This window comes from Verrucomicrobiia bacterium (assembly GCA_036268055.1).
GTDB lineage: Bacteria > Verrucomicrobiota > Verrucomicrobiia > Limisphaerales > Pedosphaeraceae > DATAUW01.
Map to the genome: position 1 here is coordinate 54,321 of DATAUW010000006.1, position 19,167 is coordinate 73,487.

General features: G+C 54.9%; 14 protein-coding genes and 1 tRNA gene. 7 read left to right on the forward strand and 8 right to left on the reverse strand.

Features of this window, described 5'->3' with window-relative positions; genetic code table 11:
* Positions 1 to 20: 20 nt before the first annotated feature.
* The 3 genes from pgsA to VH413_02975 form a co-directional block, all read right to left on the reverse strand.
* Positions 21 to 611, reverse strand: a complete 591-nt coding sequence (gene pgsA / locus VH413_02965; protein ID HEX3797639.1) for a CDP-diacylglycerol--glycerol-3-phosphate 3-phosphatidyltransferase — start codon at positions 609 to 611, stop codon at positions 21 to 23.
* Between the two features lie 88 nt (positions 612 to 699).
* On the reverse strand, positions 700 to 2,397 hold the full coding sequence (gene rimO, locus VH413_02970) for a 30S ribosomal protein S12 methylthiotransferase RimO (GenBank protein HEX3797640.1): 1,698 nt from the start codon (positions 2,395 to 2,397) through the stop codon (positions 700 to 702).
* Positions 2,398 to 2,486: 89 nt separating this feature from the next.
* Positions 2,487 to 6,086: a PAS domain S-box protein gene (locus VH413_02975; protein ID HEX3797641.1), complete on the reverse strand. Its 3,600-nt coding sequence runs from the start codon at positions 6,084 to 6,086 to the stop codon at positions 2,487 to 2,489.
* Positions 6,087 to 6,714: 628 nt separating this feature from the next.
* Between VH413_02975 and VH413_02980 the strand changes: the two genes are divergently transcribed.
* Together VH413_02980 and VH413_02985 are read left to right on the forward strand one after the other, a co-directional pair.
* On the forward strand, positions 6,715 to 7,338 hold the full coding sequence (locus tag VH413_02980) for a hypothetical protein (GenBank protein HEX3797642.1): 624 nt from the start codon (positions 6,715 to 6,717) through the stop codon (positions 7,336 to 7,338).
* 599 nt (positions 7,339 to 7,937) lie between these two features.
* The gene (locus VH413_02985; GenBank protein ID HEX3797643.1) at positions 7,938 to 9,125 is read left to right on the forward strand and encodes a Fic family protein; all 1,188 of its coding nucleotides are present in this window, start codon (positions 7,938 to 7,940) and stop codon (positions 9,123 to 9,125) included.
* Positions 9,126 to 9,134: 9 nt separating this feature from the next.
* On the opposite strand, the gene VH413_02990 is transcribed toward VH413_02985, so the two are convergent.
* A tRNA-Asp gene (locus tag VH413_02990) sits at positions 9,135 to 9,211 on the reverse strand.
* A 360-nt stretch (positions 9,212 to 9,571) separates the two neighbouring features.
* Here VH413_02990 and VH413_02995 point away from each other — a divergent pair.
* The 3 genes from VH413_02995 to VH413_03005 are packed head-to-tail and all read left to right on the forward strand — an operon-like array spanning position 9,572 to position 11,841.
* A complete protein-coding gene (locus VH413_02995; GenBank protein ID HEX3797644.1) occupies positions 9,572 to 10,384 on the forward strand; it encodes a segregation/condensation protein A in 813 nt (270 codons plus the stop codon).
* Between the two features lie 10 nt (positions 10,385 to 10,394).
* Positions 10,395 to 11,099, forward strand: coding sequence for an SMC-Scp complex subunit ScpB (gene scpB / locus VH413_03000; GenBank protein ID HEX3797645.1), 705 nt, complete (start codon positions 10,395 to 10,397; stop codon positions 11,097 to 11,099).
* A complete protein-coding gene (locus VH413_03005) occupies positions 11,053 to 11,841 on the forward strand; it encodes a GIY-YIG nuclease family protein (GenBank protein ID HEX3797646.1) in 789 nt (262 codons plus the stop codon). Before scpB ends, VH413_03005 begins: the two co-directional genes overlap by 47 nt.
* A 12-nt stretch (positions 11,842 to 11,853) precedes the next feature.
* Here the strand turns inward: VH413_03005 and VH413_03010 are convergent, their stop codons facing one another.
* On the reverse strand, positions 11,854 to 12,270 hold the full coding sequence (locus VH413_03010) for a retropepsin-like aspartic protease (GenBank protein ID HEX3797647.1): 417 nt from the start codon (positions 12,268 to 12,270) through the stop codon (positions 11,854 to 11,856).
* A gap of 120 nt (positions 12,271 to 12,390) precedes the next feature.
* Here VH413_03010 and pheA point away from each other — a divergent pair, with 120 nt between their 5' ends.
* Positions 12,391 to 13,452, forward strand: a complete 1,062-nt coding sequence (gene pheA / locus VH413_03015) for a prephenate dehydratase (protein HEX3797648.1) — start codon at positions 12,391 to 12,393, stop codon at positions 13,450 to 13,452.
* Between the two features lie 55 nt (positions 13,453 to 13,507).
* Here the strand turns inward: pheA and VH413_03020 are convergent, their stop codons facing one another.
* The 3 genes from VH413_03020 to bamE form a co-directional block, all read right to left on the reverse strand.
* Positions 13,508 to 14,245 carry a glycosyltransferase family 2 protein gene (locus tag VH413_03020; protein HEX3797649.1) on the reverse strand — a complete coding sequence of 246 codons (738 nt, stop codon included), beginning with the start codon at positions 14,243 to 14,245 and terminating at the stop codon, positions 13,508 to 13,510.
* Between the two features lie 80 nt (positions 14,246 to 14,325).
* Positions 14,326 to 17,250, reverse strand: coding sequence for an isoleucine--tRNA ligase (gene ileS, locus VH413_03025; protein HEX3797650.1), 2,925 nt, complete (start codon positions 17,248 to 17,250; stop codon positions 14,326 to 14,328).
* A gap of 262 nt (positions 17,251 to 17,512) precedes the next feature.
* Positions 17,513 to 17,833 carry an outer membrane protein assembly factor BamE gene (gene bamE / locus VH413_03030; protein HEX3797651.1) on the reverse strand — a complete coding sequence of 107 codons (321 nt, stop codon included), beginning with the start codon at positions 17,831 to 17,833 and terminating at the stop codon, positions 17,513 to 17,515.
* 266 nt (positions 17,834 to 18,099) lie between these two features.
* Between bamE and VH413_03035 the strand changes: the two genes are divergently transcribed.
* Positions 18,100 to 19,131, forward strand: coding sequence for an LOG family protein (locus VH413_03035; GenBank protein HEX3797652.1), 1,032 nt, complete (start codon positions 18,100 to 18,102; stop codon positions 19,129 to 19,131).
* Positions 19,132 to 19,167: the final 36 nt, after the last annotated feature.

Consider the following 19,167-nt stretch of genomic DNA (forward strand, 5'->3'; position numbering starts at 1 on the left):
GCGCGGAGAGGGCAGCGAACTTACAAATCCTGCAAATATAATTGCCGATTGCGCCAAAGATAGAGCGCGCCGGAAAAGAGAGTCAGCCCCACAGCCACCCACACGGACAATGGCATGAACCACTCGATCCACGGGTGTCCCGCGATGTCGAAACCGAAGATGATCCGCCCGGGCGCGCCGAGTTGCTGGTAACTGTGATAGACGAGGATGGCGATGACCGCCACGATTTGCGAAATGGTTTTGTGCTTCCCATAGCCTTCGGCGGCGAGCACGAGATTGCGCGACGCAGCGAGCAGGCGCAAACCCGTGATGGCCAGTTCGCGCGCGACGATGATCACGACCATCCACGCCGCCATCCAGCGCAAATCCACGAACGCGATGAACACCGAGCAGACCAGGATTTTGTCCGCAAGCGGGTCCATGAGGATGCCGAAATTGGTGATGAGATTGTCGCGGCGGGCGATCTTGCCGTCGAAATAATCGGTGAGACTGGCCGCGCTGAACACCAAGAGCGCCACCGTTTCAAAAAAACGAAATTGCGAAAACATCACCACCAACAGGACCACCGTGAGCGCGAATCGCGAGACGGTCAATCTATTGGGCACGTTCATAAGGGCGTCGGAACATGGGACAAATTAAGACGCAACCGGTGTCCGCGGTCAATGTTTCGTGCAAGAGCAATGCCGCCCGTGAAGCGTTTCAAATCGGTTCGGCGATCAGGTCGTAGTCCGTATGGCCGATGATTTTCACGCGGGCAAATTCGCCGAGCGGAAGTTTTCCGCGAATGTAAATGCGGCCGTCAATGTCCGGGGCATCGGCCTCGCCGCGTGCCACCAAATATTTGCCCGTGGCCGCCAGTTGATCTTTGCGATGTTCGCGGCTGCGCAAAAGTCCGTGTTCCCATGAGCTGACGTCGGCCTTGCGCAGGTCTTTCGCGCTGGCTTCGGATTCAACCAGCACTTTCAATTCGCGTCCCACTTGCGCTTCAGAAATATGGCGCGCGATTTTATTTTGCAACGCCATCGCCTGATCGCGGCGTTGTTTTTTCACCGAGTCCGGAATTTGCCCGGCCATTTTGCCGGCGCGCGTGCCTTCCTCCTGCGAGTAAGTGAAGATGCCAAGCCGCTCGAATTTTGTGTCGCGGATGAAATCCAGGAGGCTTTGAAAATAGGCATCGGTCTCGCCGGGAAAACCCACGATGAACGTGGTGCGCAAGGCGATGCCCGGCACGCCGGCGCGGATTTTCGCGATCAGATCCACGATGTATTGCTGCGAAGTTTCGCGGCGCATGCGTTCAAGCATGTTTTCGTGAATGTGTTGCAAGGGCATGTCCACATAGCGCGCCACTTTGGGGCTCTCGGCGATGGCCCGGATCAAGTCATCGGTCCAATGCGCGGGATGCGTGTAAAGCAGGCGAATCCAAAAATCACCAGGCAACGTGTTGAGTTCGCGGATGAGGCTGGCGAGCGTGGCGGCATCTGCGGGCAATGATTTTGCGGCGGTCGTGAATTTTTCCGGCGACGCAATATTGCGGCTGTGGTTCTCGCGCAGGTCGAGGCCGTAGTAAGTCGAGTCCTGCGAGATGAGATTGATTTCCTTGACGCCATCGGCGATGAGCTGGCGCGCTTCCTGAACGATGTCGCCGGGTTGGCGGCTGCGATGGCTGCCGCGCATGCGCGGGATGATGCAAAAGCTGCACGGATGATTGCAACCCTCGGCAATCTTCACGTAAGCAAAATGCCGCGGCGTAAGACGAAAACGCGGTGTGGCAAAATCGGGAATGTAAACAGGGCGGGCGTTGACGTTGAGCAACGGCTCGGCGGGCGCGGGCGCGATGACGGTTTTCGTGCGGCCAAATTTTTCCGTGCCGCGAAGATTTTCTTCATCCTCGTGCGTGGAGTTTGCGCGGGCTTTGTCCATCTCGGCGAAACGATTGACGATGGAAGATTTTTTCGCGCCGGGAGTTTTTGCGGCGGAACCGGGCGGAGTTTTTTTCAGGCGTTGCGCGCGATGATCCATCGCCTGCTGCACGATCTCCGTGACCTGCGCGACTTGATCAATGCCCATGAAGGCATCCACCTCGGGCAAAAGCTTGGGCAGTTCCTCGCGAAAACGCTGCGGCAAACAGCCGGAGACGATGAGCCCCTGGCCGCGATTCTGGGCATCGCGCAACTCGGCGGATTGAAGAATGGTGTCCACGCTTTCCTCCTGCGCTGAATCAATGAAGGAACAGGTGTTGACGATGACGACGTCGGCGTGGGCGGCATCGTTGGTGATCTCGACGCCGCCTTTCATCAACGAGCCGAGCATGATTTCGGCGTCCACAAGATTTTTGGCGCAGCCGAGAGAAATCAGGCCGACCCGAACGGGGCGTTTGGTAGTATCACTGCTTTTCATTCAGAACGAATAATCTAAGCAGAATACAGTCGCGGTGCAACCTTGGAGGCGTTTGTTCAAGAAGGCGATTCCTGCGCTAATGTATCAAATCATCCGCCCGTAACTTTCGGAGAATCCGTCAGGACTTTCTTCAGGGTTTTGAGAAGGGTTTCCGCGGTATAAGGTTTGGGGACAAAATGTTGCACGCCCGCGCCGACCGCCTCGGCTGCGCCACCGCTGGCTGACAAACCGCTGGAACCGATGATCCGCACCAAAGGATTAATGGAGCGCAACGCAATGATCATCGCCGGACCGTCCATGATGGGCATGGCCATGTCGGTTAGGACAACTGCTATGTCCGCCCGATGTTGCGCGTAAAGTGCTACCCCCTCCGCCCCATTCACGGCTTCCAGCACACGATAACCAAACCGCACCAGCGTGCCGTGCGCGACTTGCCGGATGGCCGCCTCATCATCCACCACGAGAATCAATTCATTATTGCCGCGCGGCAATCGCGTTTGCTCAATGGCGACTTGCTCTCTGGAGACTTCCGACGAATCCGCCGGAAGATAGACTTTGAATTTCGTGCCCTGGCCTATTTCGCTGTAAAGATTGATGATGCCATTGTGGCTTTTGACAATCGCCAGCGTCGTGGAAAGTCCGAGCCCGGTTCCATGCCCAATATCCTTGGTGGTGAAGAACGGCTCGAAAACCCGGTCGCGAATTTCACGTGGAATTCCCGTGCCGGTATCCGCGACTTTCACCATCACGTAAGGCCCGGGTTGCGAGTCGGGGTTCATCGCGGCGTACGTTTCATCGAGCACGACATTTTCGAGGGTGATGCTCAGGTGGCCGCCGTTGGGCATGGCATCGCGGGCATTGACGCAAAGATTGAGAAAGACCTGATGCATTTGCGTGGGATCGCCAGTGACCATCCACAGTTTTTCGGCGGACTTGAAACGAATATCTATGGACTTGGGAAACGTGTCCTCCATGACCTTGATCAGGTCGCGAATCAGATGTTCGAGATTGACCGGGATGCGCTGGCCTTTCACGCCCCGGGCAAAGGAAAGCACCTGCTTGACCAAATCGGCGCCGCGGTGGGCGCTTTTTTCCAGCGTGGCGAGCAAATTGATGTCCTCGGGAGTTTGCGCGAGATCTTTCAATACCGCCACGGACATCAGAATCGGCGCGAGCACATTGTTCAAATCATGCGCAATGCCTCCGGCCAGCGTGCCGATGCTTTCCATGCGTTGCGCGCGGAGAAATTGCTGCTCCAATTTTTTACGCTCGGTGAGATCAATGACGAAGCAGACGCCTTCGTTGAGATCATCTTCAAACGAGGCCGCGCCGATCAAGACCGGCACGCGCGTGCCGTCTTTTCGGAAATATTCCTTTTCGTAAGGCGTGCAGGCTCCCTTGGTGATCATTTCTTTGACGCCGCGCCGGTCCACTTCGTCATATTCCGGCGGCGTCAACGTGGCCCAATTAATGCGCCCGGCTTCCAGGTCTTCGCGGGTGTAGCCAAGCAGGTTCAGCAGCGCATCATTGGCGCCGCTGATTTGCCCCTGGTTGTTGGCGAACATGACACCCTGCGCATTGGACTCCACCAACCGCCGGAAACGCGCCTCAGTGCGTTTTCTTTCGGTGATGTCGCGGATCATGGCCAGCACATTTCCATCGGGCATAAGGGCGGCGATCACTTCCGTCGGGAAAATGCTGCCGTCCTTCCGGCGAAAATTCCACTCGCGATGATACATTGACTTTGCCTTGATGATGTTCAGCGCGGGTTGGATATGGGGGACCTCCGCCTCGCTGACGATGTCCCGCGCCTGCAACCCGATTAATTGTTCAGGGGTATAGCCGAGCATGCTGCACATGCTCGCATTGGCGTCGAGATAAATGCCTTCCGCATTGGCGATGAGGATGCCGTCGGGTGCATATTCAAACAGCGCGCGATAACGCTCCTCACTTGCTTTCCGCGCCTCATCCGCCTTTTTTCGCGCCGTGATGTCGGAACTGTACACGCGTAACCGGCCTGTTTCGGGCACGCGAGTGATATGCTGGCTGAAGAAAAATTCTCCCACCGCCACTTCACGATAGGTGGACTGAAGTTTGTGATCCCGCGCCGTCCGGTAATCTTCCAGCAGGCTCTTCGTTAGCGGATGCAACACTCCATTGGCCAGATTCTCCGGCGCCAGCCGGATCGCGGCGTCATTGGCATAATGAATGATGCCGGTGGCAAGGTCCAACTCCAGGATTGGATTGGGATTCTGTTCGGGAAACGAGGCCAGCCACACCGCATGCTCACGGGCGCGCTTGCTCTCCGAGATGTCGCGCGCCACTTTGGAGACACCAATGATCTTCCCCGACGCATCTTTGATTGGCGAAGCAGTCACCGAAACATGGATGCGGCGTCCATCTTTGGTTTGCCGCTCGGTTTCGAAATGTTCGACACTTTCACCGGCGCGGATTTTCCCCAAAATCAGATCTTCTTCGTCACGGCGTTCCGTTGGGATCAATTGCATGATGGAGGCGCCGACCATTTCTTCAGCCGTGTAGCCAAACACTTTTTCCGCGCCATGATTCCAGGTGGTGACCACGCTCTGAAGATCCTTGCTGATGATGGCGTCATCCGAAAACTTGACGATGGCCGCAAGCCGCGAGGCCGCGATCTCCGCCTGCTTGCGCAACGTGATATTTTCGTGGGTCACCACCGCGCAAGCGGCGCCCTCGTCATAAAAACGCGTGACGCGCCCGACAAACCAGCGAATTTCCATGGGCGAATGGCAGGGATATTCCATCGAGAATTCATCGCGCTCATCGCTCAGTACCGCGCGGATGCCCGCCGCGAAATTGGCGGCATCCTGCGCGTCCGGGCCCGTCGCCCGATCACACACAGCCAGATAATTGTCACCAATCTCCGCACTTTGGGGCGAGGGGCGGTTCGCCGCCGCAAAGGCTCGCCAGGCTTCATTCGAGGCGAGGATGATTCCTTTTTTGTCTAAGACACAGAGATGTGCGGACAAGGCGTCAATCGTGGATTGCGCGAACCGGCCTGCCGCCATCAGCCGCTGCTCTGTGCGCTTGCGTTCCGTAATGTCCGTCAAGGCCACCACCACCGAAGCCACGCCGCCGTTTTCCATCATCGGTTCGTAACGGATATCGTAGTAGTGTTCTGTCTTCCCGAGTGCCAGGTGCCCCTCGTAAGCAACCCGGCTCCCGGCGAACGCTTTGTCCAGGCGCGGGGAAATCTGTTCTTCGTACATCGCGGGCAATACCTCCCGCACGAGTTTTCCAACAATGTCCGGCGACGGCAATTGCAGCAACTCAGCATATGCTTTGTTGGCATACACGTAACGCCGTTCGCGGTTGACAACTACCACCCCCACCCGCGCATTATCTGTGACGATCCGCAGCCGTTCTTCCGACGCTGCAAGCTCGCGCCGCAGCCGGACCGTTTCCAAATACGCCACGGTCTGCCGGCCAAGCCTCCGCAACGCGTCCTCCTGAGCGGCTGTGATGTCATGCGGTTTGACATCCATCACGCACAACACACCAAAGGCATGGCCTTCCGGCGTGATCAACGGCACGCCGGCATAAAAGCCGATCTTGTGAGACCTTATAATCGCATCCTTTGCGTAAAGCTGGTCCTTCGCCACAGCCGGGATGACGACCAAATTAGGCCGTCCAAGGGTATTTTGAATCAAAGCTATGTTCGGTATTGATTCGGGAGCGGTAAAACCAATATTTGCCACGACCTGAGAATGGCTCTCCCCTATTAAGACTATAAGTGACATCGCAGATTCGCAGATGTGCGCCGTCGAAACTGCTAATTCGTCTAAATTTGGATCAGGCAGCATCTTCGGTAAAAAAGAGTGCCAAAGCAAGTCCAACTGCTGATTGTCACTACCTGCTGCGAGCCGGGGCATGAAAAAACCCTATAGCCTAAAAATCTGAAAAATTCGAGAAAATTCGCATTTTGCGATCATTATCTATGATAAGCCCACAAAGACAAAGACTTAGCCAAGTATAAACTGGTATAAGTGGACATAAGCATTGTCAGGGAATTGTTACAGAAAGAGTAAAGGTATTTTTTGGAGTTAGACCATTAGTTATACTTAGTAAGTCGGTTCTTGCCATTTGAACAATCAAATTGGCTTCTTTTAAACGGTGCTAGTTTTTTGATTGAAAGCAGGGCTGCGCCTTTTTTCAGTCCGTAAAATCAGGGATCATCCAACTTTAAAACCTTCACTTATAGTAAATGGGCGCCATTAAAGGGGAGCAGGCGCAAATCAGATGGATTGACATTTTATAAACTTCGCGCACCATCACGCCGTGAAACCCATCCCAACTTTATACTCAATCTCTTTGGCAATTTTTTGCGCGTTGTTCCTCACATCGGCGAAGGCTGATGATATCAAGCTTGAATCTGGCAATCTTGGCTTCCTCAAAGGCCAGACCACCATCTGCGTGAAATACGCTTACGACGGAATGAAGGTGGACAATAAGACCGAGGAGGAGTTTATCAATTTCCAGGTTGGCGAGCAGAATAAAGGCGGGGCTGGAAAAGGTGAGGACTGGCTAAGTCACTGGAAAAACGACCGCGCCGGCCGTTATCAACCACTTTTCGAGGAGCGGATCAATAAGGTGCTGCACAAACGCTCGGTTGAGGTCAGTCCCAAGGCAACCGACGCCAAATACACCCTCATTATGAAAGTTGTAGCGGTCCACCCCGGTTGGGCTGGTTGGGGTTTGATTCACGATGGTTCCAGAATAGACGAAACGGCCACCTTCGTGGAAACCGCCCAGCCTGAGCATGTATTGGCCGTCATTAGCCTGAAAAAAGTTGATGGCAATGGTTATGACTACAATGTGTTTGGAAGGGTGTCAGACGCTTTCGGTAATTGCGGCAAACAACTCGGCCACTTCCTTTTAGATAAAAAGGCCTTCAAAAATTAGCCACTAAAATCACCTGTCGGTCTTTTGGGAACAAACGCTGATAGGTTGATTCAGCCATAGGCAGGAAATGGGATGTCACCGGGCAGCTTCAGACTCCTAACTGAGTCAACGCAGGCGATCCTTTCTCGTCGCGACAGCCACTTCCATTTTTTTCGCTGCCTGCTGGAGCCAAGAATTTTATCGAGTGATTTTGTCGCCGTGAGGATGGGGCGAGTGGCCAGTTTGATGAAATCAGGTATGACCGTTTAAAATTTATTCCAAGGATGCTTTTATCCTCACTTCGGGCTCGGGTACGACGATGAGGTTGCGGGCTTTGTTCAGGGATTGAAAATTATCGAGGGTTGCGCGGATTGCTCGTTTCCTGTGGAAGAGGTTGTGACTGTGGCTGATTTCATGCGGGTCGTTTTACGGTCGGCCATGAAGCGGAAATCCACGACTGCCTCCCATAGAATGTTTTGCTGGAAAAAACCGACGGTTTGGCATACACAAATACAACTTTTGCGAATTTAATATATTGATTTATAGCTAATTATGATTAAAGTTAATCAACAGAAATATCGACGGAAATGAGCGGGGAATTTTACACTCAAATTGCTGCAATGGAGCCCTTGTTTCCAAAAGCGGCTGGCAGTGCATTAGCTGATCTGACTTGTGAGGTCATCCACAAGGCGGGCGCGCTTTCAGCGCAGTTGCCATCATCAATCGTCCGTGCCCGCATTGCGGTTGTCGTTCGGGAGATGGACAGTTATTACTCGAACCTAATCGAAGGTCACAAAACTTTGCCGCGAGATATTGAAAGAGCCATGCGCGGCGATTACTCGCCCAGCCCCATCAAGCGGAATAACCAGTATCTGAATCGCGCGCACATAGAAGTGGAACAACTTATGACCGAACGCCTTCAACGCGAGCCGGAATTATCCATTCATTCCGTGGAGTTTCTTTGCTGGTTGCATCGCGAATTTTTTTCACGACTGCCGGAAGATTTACATTTCAGCGAAGACAAGAGCGGACGGAAATATCGCATCGAACCAGGCGCTTTGCGAACCTTTGAGGTAAGTGTCGGCGGGCATCAACCGCCGCATCACGCCGCCTTGCCAAAAATGCTCGAACGGCTCGCGAGCTTTTATGGAGGTCCGCAAATTTTATCCACCAGCCAGCTTGTGGCACTGGCGGCGGCGCATCATCGGATGGCATGGATACACCCCTTCGGGGATGGCAACGGACGTGTGACGCGCCTGCATTCGCACGCGTGGCTCCTGCGGTGCAAGGTTGGCAGTGAAGGCTTATGGACACTATCGCGCGGGCTTGCCCGTCATCGGAAAGAATATTACGCAAACCTTCACCACGCCGATCAAAGACGCTGGAATGATTTGGATGGCCGGGGAAATCTATCGGACCGCGCGCTAGGTGATTTTTGTTTGTTTATGTTGAAAACGATGATTGATCAAATTGGTTTCATGGCCGAGTTGTTGCAGTTGCAAAACTTAGGCACGCGCATCGAGCGCTATGTGCATTTCGAAATGCCGAAATTGGACGGAAGAACGCGCGGCCGCCTGATACGACTCCTTAAAGCGGCGTTAACGGAAGGTGAAATTGAGCGCGGACGCGTTGGAGAAGTTGTGGGTTTGCAAGGCACTGCGGCGCGCGCCATCATACGCCTGGCCTTGAAGGAAGAACTGCTGGATTCGCCGAGTGAAAAGGGCGTGCTTTCGCTAGTGTTCACGTCAAAGACATTGGAGAGTTATTTTCCAAAATTATATCAGGATTTGCCAGTCGAAGCTGCTTGAGAATGAAAATGGCGGGAGTGGCGGGGCTCGAACCCGTAACCTCTGCCGTGACAGGGCAGCGCTCTAACCAATTGAGCTACACCCCCATTTTAAGGGGACGCGAAATGTACGGAAATCTTTCGCCCACGTCAAGACCTAGAAAAAGGGATTCGGGCAGCAGACGCCAAGGAGGTGGGGGTGGGGAACCCCGCTGAAGAAACGTACTGCTACCCGAACACCATAATTTTAATCCTCAACCCGCTTTTGTCAATAGTCCTTGCGCATATCCTTCACACGTCCGCGCAGGTTTTGCGCGCGATAATCACCCCTTTGCGCACGCCATTGCACGCCCGGGCGGAACCGCCGCTCGGCCTCCCTGCTGAAAACTTGAAACTTCAAACTTTCCGCCTCGTTCCATCATTGCAAACGCCCTTCGCCCCGCCTAAGATATTTTTTCCCGCGTGTCGATGCCGCGGGTCGCAATGGCCGAATACAAAGTCAAATTCGAGGTCTTCGAAGGGCCGCTCGATTTGCTCCTTTATCTCATCAAAAAGGAGGAGGTGGACATTTATGATGTCAATCTCACCCAGCTCGCCACGCAATTCATCGAATATATCGAGGTCATGCGCTTGCTCGATCTGGAGATCGCCGGCGAATTTCTCGTCATGGCTTCCACGCTCATGTTCATCAAGAGCCGCGAACTGCTCCCGCTCGATCAGCAGGTGCAGACGGACGGCGAGGACGACGGCGAAGACCCCCGCTGGGAACTCATCCGGCAACTGGTGGAATATAAAAAATTCAAGGACGCCGCCGCTCAACTGCAATTACTCGAATCCCGCCAGGAAAATATTTTCCCGCGCCTGCCGACGAAACCCGAATTCGCCGAGGACACCCCCGGCAAGCCGGATGTTTCGCTGTTCGACTTGCTCAACGCCGTCAACGCCATCCTCAAGCGCGCCGCGCAGACGCCGGATTCGCGCGATGTCTTCGAGGACAAATGGACGGTCAGCGAAAAGATCGAGCATTTGATGAAGGCGCTGGCGGAGCGTCCGCGGTTGAGATTTTCGGAATTGTTTTCGAGCGCGATGAGCCGCACGGAAGTGGTCGTCACATTTCTGGCGTTGCTGGAATTGATCCGCTTGAAACAACTCGTCGCGAGCCAGCCGGAGGCGTTCGGCGAAATTGAAATCGGCAAAGCCGAGGCGCAAGCGGTCGCGCCGGCTGCCGAGGAAACGGCATCGCCAGCGATTAGCGAGGCGCCCGCGAACCCTGCTGCTTGATTTTACTGACATGGAACTGAAACACATTTTGGAAGCCCTGCTGTTCTCGGCGCAAAAACCGATGAGCCCGCGCGAACTGCGCGACGTGCTCGCCACCGCCGCCGCCAGCGCCGAGGGCGACGAAGCCATCAAGGCGCTCAAGAAAGTCAAAGAGGAGGCGCTGGTCACGGCGCTCGAAGAACTCATGCGCGAACATGAAACGGCGGCGCGCAGCTACCGGCTCGTGTGCATCGCGGGCGCGTGGCAATTCGTCACGCAACCGGAATTCGCGCCGTGGTTGAAGGCGCTCGTCGGCCACAAATCGCGCCCGGCCAAACTTTCCGCGCCCGCGCTGGAAACGCTGGCCATCATTGCGTATCGCCAGCCCATCACGCGCGCCGAAGTCGAGCAGGTGCGCGGCGTGGCCGTGGATGGCGTCATGCAAACGCTCCTCGAACGCGACCTGGTCACGCAAGTCGGCCGCGCGGAAGTGATCGGCCGCCCGATGACCTTTGGCACCACGGCGACGTTCCTGGAATATTTTGGTTTGCGCAGTCTTGAAGATTTGCCGGCTGCGGATGAGTTGCGCCGCATTGTTGTGGTGAAACCGGAAGCGCTGGCCACGGTTGATCCCGGCCTCGCCACCGCGCCGCCGGATCAGTTGGCGTTGCCGGAAACGCCTGCGGAGAATGCGCCCGCTGAAACTCCTGCTGCAACTGAAAATAAGGACGCTTGACGTCATGATCGTGGATAAAGAACACATCCTAAATGAAATCAAACGAACCGCCGGGGCCAACAGCGGCAAGTTATTAGGTGAGCAGGCTTTTTACCGCGCGACTGGCCTCCGGCGCGCTGATTGGCACGGAAAATTTTGGGCGCGATTTTCGGAAGCAGTAAAGGAAGCCGGATTTATTCCCAGAGAATTTCCTGATGAAAAGCAATATACCGATGATTGGATACTTGAAAAATACGCGGCTTTGTCAAAAAAGCTCGGAAAACTTGCGGCAAATGGCGACCTCAAATTAAGCAAACGCGGTGATCCGAATCTACCAAACTATAAAGTTTATGAAATGCGGTTCGGTTCGAAAATTTCGCTCGTTGATAGACTTTCAACTTATTGTGCAGCGCTGCCAGAATATAAAAATGTCCTTCAATGGTGCCAAAATTATATTAAGGATAATCAGCAGCCTCCGGCGAATAATCCTGATGCCGAAAAAAAAGTCGGATATGTATATTTAATTAAAATGGGAAAATTTTGTAAGATCGGAGGAACAACTGATTTTATGCGCCGAGGCAGCGAGATCACCACCAAATTGCCAGAAAAGGCCAGCATTGTTCATTTTTTTCAGACGGATGATATTTGGGGCATTGAAAGCTATTGGCATCGTCGATTTTCGGAAAAACGACGTGAGGGAGAATGGTTCGAGCTAGAAGCCAAGGACATTCTCGCGTTCAAGAAACGCAGAGCCTTTATGTAGATCTACAGATACTCAAAAATCATCGCACATCTCACCGTGCGTATGCTCCGGATTGGGAATCAACTTTTGGTGTCGGCAATCCACAACCCAGTCCAAGTCTTCAAGCGGAATCTGGCCGATAATATTTGGCAAAGAATCAGGAAGTTCGATGACATCAAATCGTCCAGAACGTCCTTGGATTTCCAGATAAACCGGTGAATAAACCTTTCTCGTTTCCATTCGTTCAGACATGGTGCGGGATTTAAGTTCGCCAATAGGACGCAGTCCTAATTGTTTGATTACCGAGGACTTCAAGTAAAACTTTGTCGCGCCAGTATCCACTAAGGCCTCTGCCTCCACCATGCGTGGTTTTTCCTTGCGAAAACCGGCGGCGACCAATTCTGTATCCGACCAATTTTCTACCTTGATGCGTGTCGTTACTTTTCCCATGTCATTCACGATTTTAGAAGTTACCAGAAGTCAATGATTCCGCAACCGCCGTTTAAGTCGAGCAGGAAATCCGCACATTTTTTAACTGCGCGCCGGCCCCAATCTATGTAAGCTCACGCGATGAACATTCCTGAGCACCGCCAGGCCATTGACAAGCTTGACGCGCAGATCGTCAAGCTGCTGAACGACCGCACGCGGCACGTGCTGGAGATCGGCGATATCAAGCTCAAGGCGGGCGAGGAAATTTACGCGCCGCATCGCGAACTGGCGGTGTTGCAGCGTTTGTGCAAGCTCAACGCCGGGCCCATCACCAACGAGTCGTTGCGCGCGATTTATCGCGAGATCATGTCGAGCGCGCTCTCGCTCGAAAAGTCCATGACCATTGCCTATCTCGGGCCGGAAGCGACCTTCACGCATCAGGCGGCGATCCGGCGTTTCGGCGCGAGTCTGAAATACGCGTCGCAAAAAACCATCGCGGATGTTTTTTCCGAAGTGGCAAAAAATCGCGCGGATTACGGGGTCGTGCCGGTGGAGAATTCCACGGAGGGAGTCGTGACGCACACGCTCGACATGTTCGTGGACAGCGAACTCAAGATCGTCGCGCAGATTGTGTTGCCGATTCAGCATTGTCTCGTGAGCAATTTCAAGCGCGAGAGCATCAAGAAACTTTACGGCCATCCGCAAACGCTTGCGCAATGCCGGATCTGGTTGCAGAACCACATGCCGCACGTGGAGATTATCGAGACTTCGTCCAACGCGCGCTCGGCGGAATTGACGGTAAAGGAAAAAGACACCGCGGCTATCACCGGCGTGCTCGCCGCGGAAAAATACGGCCTGCGCATTTTGGAGAGCGACATCCAGGACAACTCCGCCAATGCCACGCGCTTTCTGGTGCTCGGCCGCCAATGCAGTCCGCCCACGGGCAAGGACCGCACGAGTATCATGCTGAGCGTTTCGCACAAGGTCGGCGCGCTGTATCAGGCGCTGGCGTCGTTTCGCAAGTTCAAGTTGAACATGACGAAGATCGAATCGCGTCCGAGCAAGCGCAAGGCGTGGGAATATTATTTCTTCGTGGATTGCGAGGGGCACAAGGACGATAAGCAAGTCGCCAAGGCCATCAAACAATTACAGATGGATTGTAATTTCGTGAAAGTGCTCGGCTCGTATCCGAACTCGGAGTAGTTGCCGCCAGCCACACCCAACTGGCTATCCCGACGGTGGGCAAATCGAATTATTTCTATCTCGGCGGATAGGCGGTGATGGCAATCGCGGGCACGCGGCGTTTCTGATACCACGCGATGGCGAAGAGGTCCACGATTCCCCGGCCGAGACGATTCCACACGCCGTACTTCGATTTGCCGGCCACACGCAGGCGATGGTTCACCGGCAATTCAATCACGCGGCAGCCCGCCGAATGCGCCAGCACCGGCATGAAACGATGAAAGCCGTTGAAGGCAAAAAGTGTGTCAAGCGCGCCGCGTTTGAAGACGCGCAGGGCACAACCGGTATCGCGGAAATCCACGCCGAGAATCGCCCGGCGCGCCGCTCGTGCGATCTTTGAGGAAATTTTGCGCACGAAATTATCCTGGCGCGCCACGCGCATGCCGCAGACGACATCGTATTGGGCGAGGCCGGCGAGAAGTTTCGGCAGATCGGCGGGGTCATTCTGCAAATCGCCGTCGAGCGTCATAATGATGGGCGCGCTGCTGTTGCGAAAGCCGGTCCAGAGCGCGGCGCTTTGGCCGGCGTTGCGCGCGTGACGAAGTCCGCGAACGCGCGGGTCGCTTTTATTCGCGGTGATGATTTGTTCCCAGGTGCCGTCGGTGGAGGCGTCGTCCACAAGCACTAGTTCGATTGCGCGCGGCTCGTCTTTGAGCGCAGTGAGGATTTGCCGGGTGAGCGGCGCGACGTTGTCCACTTCATTGAACAACGGCACGATGACGGAGATGGCTGGTTGTGGGTCCTGGTTTTGCAAACGCTTTTCTCAGGCGACTATGCGGAAGGGTTTTGGGAAAATCAAGACGCCGAGAAATTTTTCAGTGAAAAATCCCGGGTTTAAGTTTGTAGATTTTCTTTTACGGCGGTGATGCAGCGGGCGCAAATGGTGGGATGTTCGGGATGGTTCGGATTGATGTCGGTTTCCCAATGCCAGCAGCGTTCGCATTTTTGGCCGTCGGCTTTGTTTACGGCAAAAACATCGTCCGTGGCGGGTTCGGTGGTGAACTCGAGTTGGGAGACGTTCAAAAGTTCGCGGAGAATTTCGCGATGATTTTTTGCCTCGGCGATGGCGGGGCTGGCGCCGGAAACCAAAACTTTTGCGTCCAGCGATTTTCCAATGGTCTTGGCTTGGCGCGCTTTTTCAAGCTCGGGCAGGGCGAGGTTGCGCATTTCGAAAAGCGATTTCCAAGTCGCTTGTTCTTCCGAAGGCAATGCAAAATTCGGCTTGGGCACTTCGGCGAGATGCACGGAGTTGGTGGCGGCGGCGGGCACAAATTCCCACGCTTCATCGGCGGTGAAGGCGAGGATGGGCGAGAGGATTTTGCATAGGCCGGTGACGAGGCGATGCAGGGCGGTTTGGGTGGAGCGGCGGCGAGGGGAGTTGGCGGCGTCGGTGTAAAGGCGGTCTTTCACGACGTCGTGATAGATGGAGGAAAGTTCGACGGCGATGAACTGGCTGACTTTTTGATAGACGACGTGGAATTCGTAAGTGTCGTACGCGGCGATGACTTCGGTCTCGAGTTTCGCGAACTCGGCGAGAATCCAGCGGTCGAGGCCGGTAAGGTGGTTGTCTGCCACGGCGTGTTTCGCGGGGTCGAAGTCGTAGAGGTTTGAGAGTTGGTAGCGGAGGGTGTTGCGGATGCCGCGGTAGGTCTCGCTGACTTTGTTGATGCGTTCCTCGCTCACGACGATGTCGGTGCGGTAATCCTGCGAGGCGACCCACAGGCGCACGACGTCCGCGCCGTATTTCTTTACGTAGGCTTCGGCGGTCTGCGGTTTCTCGTAACCGCCCGCGCCTTGTTTGCTTTTGGAAATTTTTTCACGGTCGGCGTCCACCATGAAGCCGTGGGTGAGCACGGTCTTGAAAGGCGCGGAGTCATTGCCGGCGAGCGAGAGCAGCAGCGAGGATTGAAACCAGCCGCGATGCTGGTCGGAGCCTTCGAGATAAACGTCGGCTTGCCAATCCAAGCGGCGCGAGTCGTGCGTGTTGCGGAGGGTGGAATGGCTGAGTTCGGGGCGGCGCATGAGCACGCTGCGCGAGGAAGAGCCGGAATCAATCCAGACGTCGAGGGTGTCGTTGGATTTGGAAACGGGGGTGGCGCCGGACCAATGCTCGGGTTTGACGAGCGACCACAGTTCGGCGACGGATTTCTCGAACCAGACATTCGAGCCGTGTTGTTCGATGAGCTTGGCGGTGTTGCGGACGATTTCGGCATCGAGGATGTCGCCGCCGCTGGCATCGTAAAATGCGGGGATGGGCACGCCCCAGGTGCGCTGGCGCGAGATGCACCAGTCGGGGCGGGTCTTCACGGCGCCTTCGATGCGGTTGATGCCCCACTCGGGAACCCATTTCACGCCGCTGATGGCTGCCAACGCCTGCTGGCGAAATTCGTTATGATCAATCTTGATGAACCACTGGTCCATCGCGCGGAAAATGATCGGGGTCTTGCTGCGCCAGCAAAAGGGGTAGCTGTGATGATAATTCTCCTGGTGCAACAGCGCGTGGCGCAAGCGGAGTTCGTGGAGAACGACTTCGTTCGCGTCGCTCTTGCCGTGTTTTTCGAGGATGGATTTGCCGATCATCCCAGCGGCCATCTGCTGTTCGCGCGGGAGGTCGTTGGTGTAGGCGAGTGCGCCGTCGTCATCCACGGGAGAATAAATGGGGAGGCCGTTTTGACGGCCGACGTTATAATCGTCGAGGCCGTGGCCGGGAGCGATGTGGACGAAGCCGGTGCCGGTGTCGTTGGTGACGAAGTTATCGCCGGCAAAAAGTTTTCCGGTGCGGGCGGCGAAGGGGTGATGATATTGGAGTTTACCGAGTTCAGCGGTATCGAACGGCGACTCGACCAAATTCGAAAGCTGCTTTTGTTCTTCGGGAGTGATCCCAAGCTTATCGAAAGTCTTCGTCAACTCGGCTGGATCGGTCTTGCCGAGACTGTTCCAGCCGCATTTTTGTGCGACCACTGATAAAAGCGCACGCGACAAAATATAATTCTCGTCGCCGACTTTGACCTGCACGTATTGGAAGGTGGAATTGTAGGCGACCGCCAAATTGGCGGGCAGCGTCCAGGGCGTCGTAGTCCAGATGACGATGAAAGTTTTTTCGCGGCCGACTACGGGGAACTTCACGTAGATGCTTTGGCTGACGTGGTCGTGGTATTCGACCTCGGCTTCGGCGAGGGCGGTGCGACAAGGAATGCTCCAATAGACCGGCTTTTTGCCGCGATAGACAAAACCTTTCGCGACGATGTCGGCGAAGAGGCGGAGTTCGTCGGCTTCGTATTCCTTATTGAGCGTGAGGTAGGGATTTTCCCAATCGCCGAGGATGCCGAGTCGTTTGAATTGGGTGCGTTGGAGGTCAATGTATTTGCGGGCGTAGGCGTCGCAGGCTTTGCGGATGGTAGCGGCGTCGGCGCTGGTATCGCCAGCCTTGCGCATGTCCTGGCTGACTTTGAACTCGATGGGGAGGCCGTGGCAATCCCAGCCGGGAATGTAGGGCGCGCTTTTGCCACGCAGGTTCTGATACTTGACGATGATGTCTTTGAGAATTTTGTTGAGCGCGGTTCCGATGTGGACATCGCCGTTGGCAAAGGGGGGGCCGTCGTGGAGGACGAATTTTTCCTGGCCGGCGCGGGCGTCCTGAATCTTCTGGTAAAGATTGGCGGCTTGCCATTTTTCGAGGCGTTGGGGTTCGCGCGCGACGAGATCGGCTTTCATGGGAAAGCCGGTCTGCGGCAGGTTCAAAGTATTTTTATAGTCCATTAAATCAGCGTTTTAAGGGATGGATAGGGTACTAGCAGAGGTTGGGGGTGTCAACTTGGGGGCTCTGGTTATTCTTTTGTGACGCAGAGGCGCAGAGACGCAGAGGCGCAAAGGGGGACAAGGAATTTGGCTGCGGATGGAACACGGACCTGATACCGAAAAACCAATTTAAAAATCTCTGTTTAATCCGGGTTCGATCCGTGGCGGGCGGATGGCTCGGTGGCTGAGAAGCATGCAGCCAGCGGCCGGTCAGAACTTCAGTTTACAAGGAAGCTGACGCGGACACGTGAGCATCAAAGCCATTGCTCACCCCTGTCACCCCGGTCACCGTATCGCCGCTAAACTCAATGGTCCAGTGTCCCCAGCCGTGGCTGCCATGCGGAATACCCCAAACGGCAGTGTGGCAATGGTCAATATCGCCCTCGGGTCGCACAGACCTTGGCTGACCGAGCAACGCATACACTTGCTGCCGGCTCATACCGGGTTTCACTTGTTCGTAGGCGGCCTGAGTCGCTTTGGCGCTTGGATTGGGTGTGCTGCATCCTGAGGCAATAACCAAAACTAAAAGAATGATGTATTTCATAAACCTCACAAACTTACCTGGGATTTTCCATTGGTTTCTGGCCCACGACCAGCGTGAACCTCTTGTTGTGATGTTGCTTTTGCTCCATGGATTTGCAAGTCTTTTTGTAGAGCAATAACTTCACAAGCTGGAGTGAATCCGGGAAATCCGGAGTTAAAAAAATAACCCACGATGACCGCCGTAAACGGCAATTTTAACTCATACGTACACATACATCATTTGCTCAAAGAGGATTGCTTTTCATCGCGGTTTTTATATTCTGCGACATGATAAAAACAGATAAAGCGCCGGCGGACCCGGAATTGAAACGGCGCATCCAGGAGTTGATCAGTTACAAGGGGGGCGGGTACAACCCCGAGGCGGTCGAAGACATCATTGAGAACGCATTGAAGTTGATGACGGACGTGCGGGACAGCGGTGACGTGCGGGTGATCCAAACGGCGATCAGGGAGTTGCGTTACGCGTTCAAGCTGTTCGCGCCGTATTCGGAAAAACGCAAGGTCACGATTTTCGGTTCGGCGCGCACGCAGCCGACGAAGGTGGAGTATCAGCAGGCGGTGGAGTTTGGCCGCAAGATCAAGGAGGCGGGTTTCATGGTGATCACGGGCGCGGGCGGGGGCATCATGCACGCCGGGCACGAAGGCGCGGGGTTGGAACACAGCTTCGGCGCGAACATCCGCCTGCCCTGGGAACAGGGCGCGAATCCGGTGATCGAGAACGATAAAAAATTGATCACGTTCAAATATTTCTTCACGCGCAAATTGATTTTTGTGCGCCATTCGGATGCGATCGCGCTGTTTCCCGGCGGCTTCGGCACGATGGACGAAGGTTATGAGGCGCTGACGCTGATGCAGACGGGCAAGAGCCAGCTCATGCCGCTGGTGCTGGTGGATCGCCCGGGCGGGACGTATTGGAAAACGTGGGACAAACATGTGCGCGAACATTTGTTGCGCGATCATTTGATCTCGCCGGATGATTTGAATCTTTACCAGATCGTGGATGACGCGGACCAGGCGGTGAAAATCATCGCGCGGTTTTATCGCAACTTTATTTCGACGCGGTTTGTGAAGGATTTGTTCGTCATCCGCTTGAAACATGCGCCGTCGGAATCGGCGATTGAAGCGATGAACGAAGATTTCGCGGACATCGTCACGGGCGCGAAAATCAAAGGCATCGAAGCGACGCCGGAAGAGCGCGCGGATAATGACATGGTGGATGCGCCGAGAATCGCGTTTGGATTTAATCGGCGTGATTATGGGCGTTTGCGGCAGTTGATTGATGTGTTGAATAGTTTGTAAGTTATTTCAATATCTGCGCGGATTGTAGCGGCGGTC